This is a genomic window from Bacillus sp. FSL K6-2861 (assembly GCF_038630725.1).
Lineage (GTDB): Bacteria > Bacillota > Bacilli > Bacillales > Bacillaceae > Bacillus > Bacillus velezensis.
In genome coordinates this window covers 2,812,106-2,824,718 of the sequence record NZ_CP152037.1, presented here as the reverse complement: position 1 = coordinate 2,824,718, position 12,613 = coordinate 2,812,106, and the positions used below count along the sequence as shown (strand labels likewise).

Annotated in this window: 15 protein-coding genes; 13 read left to right on the top strand and 2 right to left on the bottom strand. The window is 47.2% G+C overall.

The window, feature by feature from the left end:
- Positions 1-127: 127 nt before the first annotated feature.
- From NYE62_RS13935 to yajC, 8 genes are all read left to right on the top strand, one after another.
- A complete protein-coding gene (locus tag NYE62_RS13935) occupies positions 128-721 on the top strand; it encodes a YhcN/YlaJ family sporulation lipoprotein (RefSeq protein WP_014721606.1) in 594 nt (197 codons plus the stop codon).
- Between the two features lie 385 nt (positions 722-1,106).
- Positions 1,107-1,616, top strand: a complete 510-nt coding sequence (locus NYE62_RS13930; protein ID WP_015417917.1) for an intercompartmental signaling factor BofC — start codon at positions 1,107-1,109, stop codon at positions 1,614-1,616.
- A gap of 134 nt (positions 1,617-1,750) precedes the next feature.
- A complete protein-coding gene (gene ruvA / locus NYE62_RS13925; protein ID WP_003152683.1) occupies positions 1,751-2,356 on the top strand; it encodes a Holliday junction branch migration protein RuvA in 606 nt (201 codons plus the stop codon).
- Positions 2,357-2,366: 10 nt separating this feature from the next.
- The gene (ruvB, locus tag NYE62_RS13920; protein ID WP_007408185.1) at positions 2,367-3,371 is read left to right on the top strand and encodes a Holliday junction branch migration DNA helicase RuvB; all 1,005 of its coding nucleotides are present in this window, start codon (positions 2,367-2,369) and stop codon (positions 3,369-3,371) included.
- Entirely contained in the window at positions 3,364-3,564 is a 201-nt protein-coding gene (locus NYE62_RS13915) for a DUF2905 domain-containing protein (RefSeq protein WP_031378914.1), read from the top strand. Before ruvB ends, NYE62_RS13915 begins: the two co-directional genes overlap by 8 nt.
- 25 nt (positions 3,565-3,589) lie before the next feature.
- Positions 3,590-4,618, top strand: a complete 1,029-nt coding sequence (queA, locus tag NYE62_RS13910) for a tRNA preQ1(34) S-adenosylmethionine ribosyltransferase-isomerase QueA (RefSeq protein WP_003152692.1) — start codon at positions 3,590-3,592, stop codon at positions 4,616-4,618.
- A 27-nt stretch (positions 4,619-4,645) separates the two neighbouring features.
- A complete protein-coding gene (gene tgt / locus NYE62_RS13905; RefSeq protein ID WP_007408186.1) occupies positions 4,646-5,791 on the top strand; it encodes a tRNA guanosine(34) transglycosylase Tgt in 1,146 nt (381 codons plus the stop codon).
- 30 nt (positions 5,792-5,821) lie between these two features.
- Positions 5,822-6,082 carry a preprotein translocase subunit YajC gene (gene yajC / locus NYE62_RS13900; protein WP_003152695.1) on the top strand — a complete coding sequence of 87 codons (261 nt, stop codon included), beginning with the start codon at positions 5,822-5,824 and terminating at the stop codon, positions 6,080-6,082.
- Between the two features lie 51 nt (positions 6,083-6,133).
- Here the strand turns inward: yajC and NYE62_RS13895 are convergent, their stop codons facing one another.
- Complete coding sequence (locus tag NYE62_RS13895) at positions 6,134-6,520, bottom strand: TIGR04086 family membrane protein (RefSeq protein WP_003152697.1); 387 nt, start codon at positions 6,518-6,520, stop codon at positions 6,134-6,136.
- A gap of 166 nt (positions 6,521-6,686) precedes the next feature.
- On the opposite strand from NYE62_RS13895, the gene NYE62_RS13890 reads away from it, so the two are divergent.
- Positions 6,687-7,343 carry a DUF421 domain-containing protein gene (locus tag NYE62_RS13890; protein ID WP_003152699.1) on the top strand — a complete coding sequence of 219 codons (657 nt, stop codon included), beginning with the start codon at positions 6,687-6,689 and terminating at the stop codon, positions 7,341-7,343.
- Positions 7,344-7,350: 7 nt separating this feature from the next.
- Here NYE62_RS13890 and spoVB read toward each other — a convergent pair whose 3' ends face one another.
- Entirely contained in the window at positions 7,351-8,907 is a 1,557-nt protein-coding gene (gene spoVB, locus NYE62_RS13885) for a stage V sporulation protein B (RefSeq protein ID WP_144663936.1), read from the bottom strand.
- A 115-nt stretch (positions 8,908-9,022) separates the two neighbouring features.
- On the opposite strand from spoVB, the gene NYE62_RS13880 reads away from it, so the two are divergent.
- From NYE62_RS13880 to NYE62_RS13865, 4 genes are all read left to right on the top strand, one after another.
- Positions 9,023-9,319 (top strand): post-transcriptional regulator, encoded by a 297-nt coding sequence (locus NYE62_RS13880; protein WP_094032215.1) that lies wholly within the window; start codon positions 9,023-9,025, stop codon positions 9,317-9,319.
- Positions 9,320-9,355: 36 nt separating this feature from the next.
- Entirely contained in the window at positions 9,356-11,575 is a 2,220-nt protein-coding gene (secDF, locus tag NYE62_RS13875) for a protein translocase subunit SecDF (RefSeq protein WP_199022065.1), read from the top strand.
- A 131-nt stretch (positions 11,576-11,706) separates the two neighbouring features.
- The gene (locus NYE62_RS13870) at positions 11,707-12,204 is read left to right on the top strand and encodes a cation:proton antiporter regulatory subunit (protein ID WP_242750427.1); all 498 of its coding nucleotides are present in this window, start codon (positions 11,707-11,709) and stop codon (positions 12,202-12,204) included.
- A gap of 63 nt (positions 12,205-12,267) precedes the next feature.
- A complete protein-coding gene (locus NYE62_RS13865; protein WP_072177620.1) occupies positions 12,268-12,594 on the top strand; it encodes a lipopolysaccharide assembly LapA domain-containing protein in 327 nt (108 codons plus the stop codon).
- Positions 12,595-12,613 lie beyond the last annotated feature (19 nt).

The window sequence follows — 12,613 nt, the reverse complement described above, 5'->3', positions numbered from 1 at the left end:
GTTCCTTTTTTTATGTCCAACTGAGGAATGGACATAACTGACAAGCTTAAACCCGCCGCCCGCCGCGCATCCTAAACATGAGCGGAAAACGCTCAAAACAGCGATGAATCCACGGGGGGTTTTTCCATTGGGTAAAAAACTGATGACGATCGCGGGCGTTTTAGCCGTGACGGCAAGCTTAACGGCATGCGGAGCAAATAATGCCATGAATGACGGACGCTACAACCAGTCAACACGTCCGGTCGGATATTATTCGAATGATAATGGTAACGGCAGAGGCCAGTACGGAATGGACCATCAAGGACCCGTTTCTGAAATGATGGAAAACCGAAACGGCCGTCATAATACGACAAACGTGTCCGATCAGTACGCGCCTAATGACGGGGTTCCGTTAACGACGGACGGCACATATAACGGCCGAAATGTCAATACGCCGCCGGCAGCAATGTCTTATAATGGGTATGACAACGCCGAAAACATCAGGTTGGCGGCAAAAGTTGCAAACCGCGTGAAAAAAGTAAAAGGCGTACAGGATAGTCAGGTCATCGTGACTGACACGAGAGTCGTCATTGCCGTCAGAACAAATCATCCTTTTACGAAGAATGATGATAAACATGTCAAACATGCGGCCAAAAAATTCGCGGACGGCCGTACAATTCAAGTGTTTACCGACAACGCTACTTTTACAAAGCTGCAAGACATGAACAGAAACAGCCGTTAAACGGGACTGCCGGATGATTTCATCCGGCAGTATTTTTATGGATAAAGCTTCATCATTTCTTTACATATTCTTAAAACGCTCTTTATATTGCGGTGTTAACATAAAAGTAATAAAACGTAACGGAGGGGCCGGGATGAAAAAAACGGAGCATGACAAAAGCCGCGGAGCAAAAACTGTGTATCTGACCGTAAGGGGATACCGGCTCAAACTGACGCCCGGACAAATGAAACTGATTTCAGCCGGCCGGGCATAATCATCGCAGCAGCCCTCATTTAGAGAGCTGCTTTTTTTCGGCTGAAACAGACAAATGAAAGAAAACGATTAAGCACCGGCATCTTTGGTCAAACTAGCATCAAGAGTTTGATTGAATAAAGAGGTGTTATTGGTGAAACGAATTTGCGGTGCTCGTCTATTGTTTATGCTTGTCTTATCGGCTGCAGTCCTGATTTGCGGAGGAAAAGGCGCATACGGGGCGGAGGTTGAGCATTACGGGCCGCTTCGGGTGCACGTCCAGCTGGAAAAGGTCTATCTGGACGGTGATGTCGGCATCGAACATACGGATGAAACCGTTTTGGCGATGGAGGATTTTTGGGCCTCATATGCCGGCTGGACGCTCGTTGAGCAGAAAAAAGGCTTCGTCCTTTTCCGTAAGCATGTTGATGACATTTCTCCGCTCAGTAAGGTTAACGGTTATATCGGCGTCACGGACGGAGGCGTCATCTCCACTTTTCACGGCCGTCCCGGATCGCTGGCCGAGCCGATTCAGTCTTTCTTCCAGATTGATATAGAAAGGCTGGAAAGCCGATTGCAAAAGCACTTGGAACACGGCATACCGTACAGGACAAAAGCGGAGTTTGAGAGCGTGATCGATCATATTAAGACTTACAGCGGCTGACTTTGACGCAAGACATGTGACACATGTCTTTTTTTTCTGAATGGAAGGTGTCAGAGCGAACATACGTTAACTTTTCTATAAGACTTTGGCTGTTTTTGTGTTACAATGATAAGCAGTCAAAGAGGTGAATAGGTGTGATTGAATTCGTGAAGGGGACGATTGATTATGTATCTCCCCAATACATCGTGATTGAAAACGGCGGAATCGGCTATCAGGTCTTCACTCCGAATCCGTTTATTTATAAGGTAAGCAATCAAGAGACCATTTTTACGTATCATCATATAAAAGAAGATGCCTTTTCTTTGTACGGTTTTTCAACCCGGGAAGAAAAAGCGCTTTTTACAAAGCTGCTGAACGTCACCGGCATCGGGCCGAAAGGGGCGCTCGCCATCCTCGGTTCCGGTGATCCCGGAGCCGTCATCGAAGCGATCGAACAGGAAGATGAAGCCTTTTTGGTGAAATTTCCGGGTGTGGGCAAAAAAACGGCGCGGCAGATTATTCTTGATTTGAAAGGCAAACTGGCCGACGTCGTGCCTGAAATGATTGACAACCTGTTCAATCATGAAGCGCGCATTGAAAAACAAGAGGCTGAAACGGCGCTTGACGAGGCGCTTGAAGCGCTCCGGGTTCTCGGCTACGCCGAAAAAGAAATTAAAAAAGTGCTTCCACACTTAAAAGAGGAAACGGCGCTTTCAACAGATCAATATGTGAAAAAAGCATTGCAAAAATTATTAAAGTAAGGTGATGTTCATGGATGAACGGCTCGTTTCAAGTGAAGCAGACAGCCATGAATCAATAATCGAGCAAAGCCTCAGGCCGCAGAATCTCGCCCAGTATATCGGCCAAAAGAAGGTGAAAGAAAATCTGCGCGTGTTTATCGATGCGGCGAAAATGAGGCAGGAAACGCTGGACCACGTTCTTTTATACGGGCCTCCGGGTCTCGGGAAAACAACGCTTGCGTCTATCGTGGCCAATGAGATGGGTGTGGAGATGCGGACGACGTCAGGTCCCGCCATCGAAAGACCGGGAGATTTGGCAGCCATTTTGACGGCGCTCGAACCAGGGGATGTGCTGTTTATAGACGAAATTCACAGGCTGAACCGCTCAATTGAGGAAGTGCTGTACCCGGCGATGGAGGATTTCTGCCTTGATATCGTCATTGGAAAAGGCCCGTCCGCCCGCTCCGTCCGTCTCGACCTTCCCCCTTTTACGCTTGTAGGAGCGACGACAAGGGTCGGATTATTGACCGCACCGCTCAGAGACCGGTTCGGGGTGCTGTCGCGCCTTGAATACTATACGCAGGAAGAGCTGACAGATATCGTGTCAAGAACTGCTGACGTTTTTGAAGTGGATATCGAAAAAGCACCGGCTCTGGAAATCGCCAGACGGTCAAGGGGAACGCCGCGGGTTGCAAACCGGCTTCTCAGAAGGGTGAGAGATTTTGCCCAGGTGCTCGGCGACAGCCGCATCACGGAAGAAATCGCTCACGATGCGCTCGAACGTCTTCAAGTCGATGCGCTCGGCCTTGACCATATCGACCATAAGCTGCTGATGGGCATGATCGAAAAATTCAGCGGCGGTCCCGTTGGCCTTGATACGATTTCCGCGACAATCGGCGAAGAACCGCATACAATAGAGGATGTGTACGAACCGTATCTGCTGCAGATCGGATTTCTTCAGAGGACGCCGAGGGGACGGGTCGTGACTCCGGCTGTGTATGAACATTTTCGATTGGAGGCGCCCGCCCGTGACTGACTTTCCGAAGGTTCTCATGGTTTTCGGTGCCGTTTTGCTTATTGCCGGCGCAGTCTGGCACTTTGTCGGAAGGCTGCCCGGAGATATTTTCGTTAAGAAGGGAAATGTTACATTTTTCTTTCCCGTTGTCACTTGTATTGTGATCAGTGTGATACTATCCATTCTGCTTAATTTTTTCGGCAGAATGAAATAACAATAGACAGAATTAAGGTGAAATGATGAAAGTCGATTTATTTGATTTTGAACTGCCTGAACGCCTCATAGCCCAAGTGCCGCTGAAAGAGCGTGACGCATCGCGGCTGATGGTGCTCGACAAACAGACGGGCGGGCTGACGGACAGTTCATTTAAAGAGATTGTAAGCTTTTTTAATGAAGGGGATTGCCTCGTCTTGAACAATACCCGTGTGCTGCCTGCAAGATTATTCGGCACAAAAGAAGATACGGGAGCGAAAGTGGAGCTTCTGTTATTAAAACAGGAAGAAAATGATACATGGGAAACGCTCGTAAAGCCGGCGAAACGTGTAAAAAAAGGAACGGTCCTGACATTTGGCGACGGCCGGCTGACAGCGGTCTGCACGGAGGAGCTTGATCACGGAGGCAGAAAAATAGAATTCCGGTATGACGGGATTTTTTACGAAGTGCTTGAATCACTCGGTGAAATGCCGCTGCCTCCTTATATTAAAGAGCAGCTTGATGATAAAGAACGGTATCAGACCGTCTTTTCAAAAGAAATCGGATCTGCCGCAGCTCCGACGGCCGGACTTCATTTTACGGAAGAGATTCTGGACGAGCTGAAGCAAAAAGGTGTGCGGATTGAATTTATCACACTTCATGTGGGACTCGGCACATTCCGCCCGGTCAGTGCGGATGATGTGGAAGAGCATAACATGCACGCGGAATTTTATGAAATGACGGAAGAAACCGCCGCCTCTTTAAACGAGGTCAGAAAGGCGGGAGGGCGCATTGTGTCGGTCGGGACGACATCCACGCGCACCCTGGAAACCATTGCCGGCGAGCATGACGGCGTATTTACCGCTTCAAGCGGCTGGACGTCCATCTTCATTTATCCGGGATATGAATTTAAGGCGATTGACGGCATGATCACCAATTTTCATCTGCCGAAATCTTCCCTTATCATGCTCGTTTCTGCGCTTGCCGGCAGAGAGCATGTTCTTTCCGCCTACCGTCATGCGGTAGAAGAGGAATATCGTTTCTTCAGCTTTGGCGACGCCATGCTGATTATCTAATTTGAATGACAGGAGGCCTCATACAAAGTGGCTGAACAACCGATACGTTATGAATTTATAAAGGAATGCAAACAAACGGGAGCGCGCCTGGGCAGAGTCCATACGCCCCACGGCTCCTTTGAGACGCCTGTATTTATGCCGGTCGGCACGCTTGCTACGGTAAAGACGATGTCTCCGGACGAGCTGAAATCTATGGATGCGGGCATTATTTTAAGCAATACGTACCATTTATGGCTCCGCCCGGGACACGACATTGTAAAAGAAGCGGGCGGGCTTCATAAGTTTATGAACTGGGACCGCGCGATTTTAACGGATTCCGGCGGTTTTCAGGTCTTTTCATTGAGCAAGTTTCGTAATATAGAAGAAGAAGGCGTTCATTTCCGCAATCACTTAAACGGAGACAAGCTGTTTTTATCTCCGGAAAAAGCGATGGAAATTCAAAACGCCCTCGGCTCTGATATCATGATGGCGTTTGATGAGTGTCCGCCGTATCCGGCAGAGTATGATTACATGAAACGCTCTGTGGAACGGACCAGCCGCTGGGCGGAACGCTGCCTGGAGGCGCACGGGCGCTCAGATGAGCAGGGGCTGTTCGGAATCGTACAGGGCGGAGAATACGAAGACCTGCGGACACAAAGTGCAAAAGACTTGGTTTCGCTTGATTTTCCGGGTTATGCCATAGGCGGGTTATCTGTCGGCGAGCCGAAGCACGTCATGAACCGAGTGCTTGAGTTTACAACTCCGCTTTTACCGAAGGACAAGCCGAGATATTTAATGGGTGTGGGTTCACCGGATGCCTTAATTGACGGCGCCATCCGCGGCGTGGATATGTTTGACTGCGTACTGCCGACCCGGATTGCCCGAAACGGCACGGTGTTTACGAATGAAGGGCGTCTGAATATGAAAAACGCCAAATATGAGCGTGATTTCCGTCCGATTGATGAAGAGTGCAGCTGCCATACATGCAAAAATTACTCCCGCGCTTACATCAGACATTTGATCCGCTGTAATGAAACGTTTGGAATTCGATTAACAACTTACCATAACCTTCATTTTCTGTTACACTTAATGGAGCAGGTCAGACAAGCCATCCGGGAGGATCGTCTTGGTGATTTCCGAGAAGAGTTCTTTGAGCGTTACGGCTATAATAAGCCAAATGCGAAAAGCTTCTAAATAAAACCATTCTTGAAGGGAGGGAAACAGATGGGTACTTTAGGTACAATCGTTCCTATTATTTTAATGTTTGCAGTGCTTTATTTCCTGCTCATCCGTCCGCAGCAAAAGCAGCAGAAGGCCGTACGCCAGATGCAGGAAGAGCTGAAAAAAGGGGATTCAGTGGTGACAATCGGAGGATTGCACGGCACTGTTGATTCAATTGATGAAAGCAAGGTCGTCATTAAAACAGGTGATAACACCCGTTTAACATTTGACCGCCGCGCAATTAGAGAAGCTTCCGCTGAATAACAGCGAAGCTCATACATACAAAAAAAGAGCGGAGAATCCGCTCTTTTTTTATTACGCTGATCTGCTTCCTTTCAAATTCACTCCGAAAATGCCGCCCAGCATACTGACTCCCAAAAAGCCGAGATGAAACAAAAGCTGACCGGATGTAAACGTTTTTCCGAACCCTAAATATTGAAACAGCAAGATGATTAATGAAAAACAGACGGCGGTTAACGCTCCGATCATCCAGCCTTTTTCCTTCGCTTTGCCGCCCGATATAAAACCTCCCGCAAATAAAGAAAGAAAAGAAAGCGCGGTGATCAGCCAGCTGAAAGATGATTCTTCCATTGAGGTAACTGTCAGTAAAAGCGAAATCGCCAAACTCGTAAGAAGCATCACCGCAAAGATAGCCACTAAGCCGTACAAGACGCCTCTTCCCACTTGTTTCGTTTCTTCCATTTTTATCTCCTCTCCGCCCTGCGGCCTGATATATGACAAGCCGGAGCCCGTCTTTTTCTAAATGTATTCTCTGAATGTTCGAATTAGACGTAAATGCATGATGTTCAGCCCGTTTCTTACATAATTCAGAGCCGATGGCAAATGCTATGACCGTTGGAGGTGCGATATGGAAGATATTTTCATTATTACGTTTCGTACGATTGTGCTTTATTTTATCATTCTTGTGATTTTCAGACTGATGGGAAAACGGGAAATCGGAGAACTGAGCATTTTAGACCTTGTCGTCTCCATTATGATTGCCGAGATTGCCGTATTGGCAATTGAAAATGTAAAAGATAAGCTTTTGCATACGATTGTGCCGATTGTCGTTTTAATGATTATTCAAGTAAGCCTTGCTTTTATTTCGCTCAAAAGCCAAAAAATACGGCAGCTGCTTGACGGAAAACCCACCATTATTATAAAACAGGGAAAAATTGATGAACGGGCGATGAGATCGCAGCGCTACAATTTTGACGATCTTCTTATGCAGCTGAGGGAGAATAACATCGATAGAATCTCTGACGTGTCATATGCCATTTTGGAGTCTTCAGGCAAACTGTCGATCGTCAAAAAGAAAAACAATAAGGATAAGCAGATGGAAACATCGCTTATCGTTGACGGGGTCATTCAGAACGAGCATCTGGACAGAATCGGGAAAGATAAACACTGGCTCGAAAAAAATTTAGCAAAAAGAGGATATCGCGATCTTTCGGTTATATCATTCTGCACGTTTACGGACGGCGCTTTTTTTATTGATCTTAAAGATGAAAAAGGGGAGCCATGAATCGGTTTCACCGCGTCACGAACTTGCCGATGATCGGAATCCGGATCAGCTCTTCCCTTTTAATCAGCCTGAATAACAGAAGAAGCGCTATATACAAAATCGCGGTCATTGCAATCCAGCCTGTGAGATTAACAGCCTCTGACCCTGATAAATGAACGGTGTGCTTGATGATGCGGCTGACATAACCGCAAATGAATATGACGGCAAAACAGAGCGCGTATTCTTTTATTTTAATGCTGATCGGAAGCACCTTGCTTACGGTGGCCGCATGCAGCAGGGTGACAAGGACCATCCCCGTTACAATCGCAAGTGCGGCGCCCATGATGCCCAAGGAAGGCCTGGTCGCCAAAACAAAAATTAGGCCAGTTTTGACAGCGGCGCCGATAAAACTGTTCATCATGGCGGCCCCGGCTAAATTGAGAGCCTGCAGCACCGCCTGAAGGGGCCCCTGAAAATAGTAAAGCAGAAAAAACGGCGCCATCACTTTAACAAATACCGCCGCATTCGTTGATCCGTACATGACGGACATCAGTTCATCAGCGAAAGAGAATAAAATAACCACCGAAATGCCTCCGCTTAAAAGACACAGCCGCATCGCCTGTTCCAGACGGTATTCGACAACTTGTAGCTTTTTTTGCTCCATTCCTTCACTGATCGCAGGAACAAGTGCCGTTGACAGAGAATAGGTTATAAAGCTGGGCAGCGTCAAAACCGTCATGGCAAATCCGGTCAGCTCCCCGTACTGGCTGGTGGCGGCAGCGGTGGCCACTCCTGCAATCGCAAGGCTTTGCGCGACGACAATAGGTTCAAAAAACCAAGATAAATTTCCGATGAAGCGGCTTCCGGTTGTCGGGAGCGACACGCTCATCAGCTGGCGGAAGGTTTCTTTTCCATTTGCGATCGACTTGAAAAATTGTTTTCTGATTCTGATTGTTTTATTTGCTTTAAAACAAATGAATAAATAAATAAGAGAGGCAAGTTCCCCGATGACAGACGAAATCATGGCTCCGGCTGCGGCATATTCAATCCCGTACGGCAGAAACACCGTCGTGCAGACTGCGACAAGTGAAATCCGCACGATCTGCTCAAGTACTTGGGAAAACGCCAGCGGGTTCATATTCTGCCTGCCCTGAAAGTAACCGCGCAGCACGCTGGAGATCGCGATAATCGGCACGACGGGCGTAATCGCCAGAAGCGGGTAAACCGTGCGCTGATCCGTCAGCATCGTTTCGGACATAATCGGCGCAAAGCATAAAAACAGCGGCGTGAAGATGAGACTTAATATCCCGGTGACGGTAAGCGACATCACTAAAATGTGTTTCATTTTCTGCCTGTCCCCCCGCGCGCTTGCTTCAGCGACAAGTTTGCTGATGGCAACGGGGAGGCCGAATTGAGTCAAAGTGGTGGCCAAGAAAAATGTCGGGGCAGCCATCATGTATAAACCGACCCCTTCTTCACCGATAAACCGGGCGATAACCACCCGGTTGACAAAGCCGAGCATTCTCGTAATCATCCCGGCTGCGATGAGAATAAGAGTGCCCCTTAAAAAAGTCTGTTTTGCCATTTTATAAACCCCTGCCTTCTCAAACTACCTGGAATCATATACAATAAAGATATGCGCCGATGTCGTCCGAGCATGACAAGTCTTCGAGAAAAATGGAAAAAGGAGCGAGCGCCCAGTGGAGAAACATCCCGCCGAAATGTACAAAGATCATTTGCGGCCTTTCTTGTACAGTAAACTTGAAGAGTTCAAAATCCTCGGATACGATGATGTTGAGCACGAGAGTTTATGGTCATACTTAATACATAAAAAGTGGAAACAGAAAAAGGAACTGCCGCTGCATGAATTGGCCGGTCATATTTTATCAGTAAAAATTGGCGATTTTATGAACTATGCAACCGTTGAAGCTTTTAAGTCGTCTAATTGGCTGGAAAGCGATGAGGGTCAGCAAGCTTTGGATGAACTGCTGAGATAATGATTTGACGGCATAGGTTTAAGGAGGAAATACATAATGAAAAAAGGACGCTTGATTGCGTTTTTCCTGATCGTATTATTGATCGGCACAGGGCTGGGGTATTTTACAAAACCGGCTGCCAATAATATTACGTTAGGATTGGATTTACGCGGCGGGTTTGAAGTTCTGTACGATGTGCAGCCCGTCAAAAAAGGCGATAAAATCACAAAAGACGTGCTCGTCAGCACGGTGCAGGCGCTGAACCGCCGGGCTAACGTTCTCGGCGTAAGCGAGCCGAATATTCAGATTGAAGGAAATAACCGCATCCGCGTACAGCTGGCGGGCGTCACGAATCAGAACAGGGCGCGCGAAATTCTGTCAACGGAAGCGCAGCTCTCGTTCAGGGATACGAATGATAAAGAGCTGTTAAACGGCTCTGATCTCGTGGAAAACGGCGCGAAGCAAACCTTTGATCCGACGACGAACGAACCGATTGTCAGCGTTAAGCTGAAGGATGCGGATAAGTTCGGAGAAGTGACGAAAAAAGTCAAGAAAATGGCGCCTAATAATCAGCTTGTGATCTGGCTTGATTACCAAAAAGGCGATTCATTTAAAAAAGAAGTCGGCAAAAAACATCCGAAATATGTATCCGCTCCGAATGTGAGCCAGGAATTAAACACGAAGGATGTCACGATTGAAGGTCAGTTCACCGTTCAAAAAGCGAAGGACTTGGCCAATATTTTAAACGCGGGCGCGCTGCCTGTGAAACTGACCGAAAAATACTCTACTTCAGTAGGGGCGCAATTCGGACAGCAGGCTTTGCATGATACGGTAGAGGCCGGCATCATCGGTATTGCAATTGTTTTCTTATTTATGCTGCTTTATTACAGACTGCCTGGACTCATAGCGGTAATTACGCTTTCTGTATACGTATATATTACGCTTCAAGTGTTTGACTGGATGCAGGCGGTGCTGACGCTTCCGGGTATTGCGGCGCTCATTTTGGGTGTCGGGATGGCGGTTGACGCCAACATCATCACCTATGAACGGATAAAAGAAGAACTGAAACTCGGCAAATCCGTCCGCTCAGCTTTCCGTTCAGGGAACAGACGGTCATTCGCGACGATTTTCGATGCGAACATTACAACGATCATCGCAGCGGTCGTGCTCTTTATTTTCGGGGCAAGCTCTGTAAAAGGGTTTGCGACGATGCTGATTCTGTCAATTCTGACAAGCTTTATTACAGCTGTCTTCCTTTCAAGATTCCTGCTCTCCCTTCTCGTGGAAAGCAGATGGCTTGACCGGAAAAAAGGCTGGTTCGGCGTCAAGAAAAAACACATTATGGACATTCAAAAAACGGATGAAAATACTGAACCGCATACGGCATTCCAAAAATGGGATTTCACGAGCAAGCGAAAATATTTCTTTATTTTCTCAAGCGCTGTAACCATTGCGGGAATTATCATCTTACTGGTCTTTAAGCTCAACCTGGGAATCGATTTTGCAAGCGGTGCGCGGATTGACGTGCAGAGCAATCATGCATTGACGGCGCAGCAGGTTGAAAAAGACTTTGACTCTCTCGGCATGGAACCGGAAAACATCGTGCTTTCTGGTAAAGAGAACCATGTTGCCGCGGCCCGGTTTGTCGGAGAGCCATCTAAAGAAAAAATCGCTGAAATCAAAACGTACTTTAAGGACAAATACGGATCTGAACCGAACGTCAGCACGGTATCGCCGACAGTCGGAAAAGAACTGGCCCGTAATGCTTTATATGCTGTCGCCATTGCATCAATCGGCATCATTATTTACGTGTCAATCCGTTTCGAGTACAGAATGGCTGTCGCCGCAATTGTATCCCTGCTGTATGACGCTTTCTTTATCGTCGCGTTTTTCAGCATTACCAGGCTGGAGGTCGATGTCACCTTTATCGCCGCTATTCTCACCATAATCGGTTACTCGATAAATGATACGATCGTTACATTTGACCGGATACGTGAGCAGATGAAAAAACGTAAGCCGAAGTCATTTGCCGATCTGGAACATATCGTGAATCTGAGCTTGCAGCAAACCTTTACACGTTCGATCAATACGGTCTTGACCGTTGTGATTGTTGTCGTCGTGCTGCTCATTTTGGGCTCATCGTCAATTACAAACTTCTCCGTCGCCTTATTGGTCGGTTTATTGACGGGCGTTTATTCCTCTCTTTACATCGCCGCGCAGCTGTGGCTTGTATGGAAAGGTAAAGAATTTAAAGGGAAAAAATCAATCGAAGAGTAAAATGGGAACAGGCTGTCTTCCGGAAGGCAGCCTGTTTTTTTAGGCCGCATTGAACTTAAAACCTGCATTTGCTATAATGACATACGCTTACATAATCAATCATCATTGTAAAAACATGTAGGAGGGTTCTTATGAACGTTCGTGAGTCGGAGCTTCCGGGCATCGGCCAGAAAGTAGAAGTCATTACGAAAAATCATGATAAAATCAGTATTATTCTTCATGATGACGGCAGAAAAGAGCTCTATTACTTCGATGAGAATGATCATGACGAATGCTTGGCATCCGTTGAATTTAACGACGAAGAGGCGAGGCAGATTTCCGCTATTTTAGGCGGGATGACGTATAAGCCGAAAGCGCTGGAATCTGTGGAAGTCGCGCTTGATGACCTCGTCATCGAGTGGTTTAAAGCCGAATCTCATGCACCGGCTGTCAGCCGCACAATCGGAGATTTGGAGATCAAGAAACATTACAACGCCCAGATTATTGCGATCGTAAAGAAAAACCGGCAAAAACAGCTGAGCCCCGGCATTGATACCGTAATTGAAGAAGGGGACACCCTCGTCATATCGGGAGAAAGGAGCGGACTGAAAAAGCTGGTCCGCGAGCAGTTAACGGCCCGGATTTCCTAAGACCGGGGTTTACTCCCGGGAAAATGGGGGAAAAGATAAGAATGAACAATTGGGGGCAGACGCATGAATAAACAATGGACTATTATATTCGCTTTACTATTTACTTTGATTGTCGCCATCTTTGCTGTCATTAACGTGCGGGCGGTTGAGGTTGATTATCTGTTCGGAACCGCTGAATGGCCGCTGATTTTAGTCATTTTAGGTTCTGTGTTAATGGGAGCGCTGATCGTGTTTTCAGCCGGTATCTTTCAAGTGATGAAGCTGAAGCGCGAAATTAAAATGCTGCGGAAAGAAAACAGATCTGCGGCTGAATTGACGGCTGATTCGGACGGCCAAAAAACAGCCGCGCCGCCGGAAGAAATGCTTGAAGAGAAAAAAGGATCAGAATAACATTTGAAACCCCTCAGTC

Excerpts from the sequence above, each read along its gene's own strand:
- yajC (WP_003152695.1), top strand. The coding sequence starts at position 5,822 with ATGGGTACTTTAGGTACAATCGTTCCTATTATTTTAATGTTTGCAGTG.
- NYE62_RS13895 (WP_003152697.1), bottom strand. The coding sequence starts at position 6,520 with ATGGAAGAAACGAAACAAGTGGGAAGAGGCGTCTTGTACGGCTTAGTG.
- ruvB (WP_007408185.1), top strand. The coding sequence starts at position 2,367 with ATGGATGAACGGCTCGTTTCAAGTGAAGCAGACAGCCATGAATCAATA.
- NYE62_RS13870 (WP_242750427.1), top strand. The coding sequence starts at position 11,707 with ATGAACGTTCGTGAGTCGGAGCTTCCGGGCATCGGCCAGAAAGTAGAA.
- NYE62_RS13865 (WP_072177620.1), top strand. The coding sequence starts at position 12,268 with ATGAATAAACAATGGACTATTATATTCGCTTTACTATTTACTTTGATT.
- NYE62_RS13890 (WP_003152699.1), top strand. The coding sequence starts at position 6,687 with ATGGAAGATATTTTCATTATTACGTTTCGTACGATTGTGCTTTATTTT.
- spoVB (WP_144663936.1), bottom strand. The coding sequence starts at position 8,907 with ATGGCAAAACAGACTTTTTTAAGGGGCACTCTTATTCTCATCGCAGCC.
- queA (WP_003152692.1), top strand. The coding sequence starts at position 3,590 with ATGAAAGTCGATTTATTTGATTTTGAACTGCCTGAACGCCTCATAGCC.
- secDF (WP_199022065.1), top strand. The coding sequence starts at position 9,356 with ATGAAAAAAGGACGCTTGATTGCGTTTTTCCTGATCGTATTATTGATC.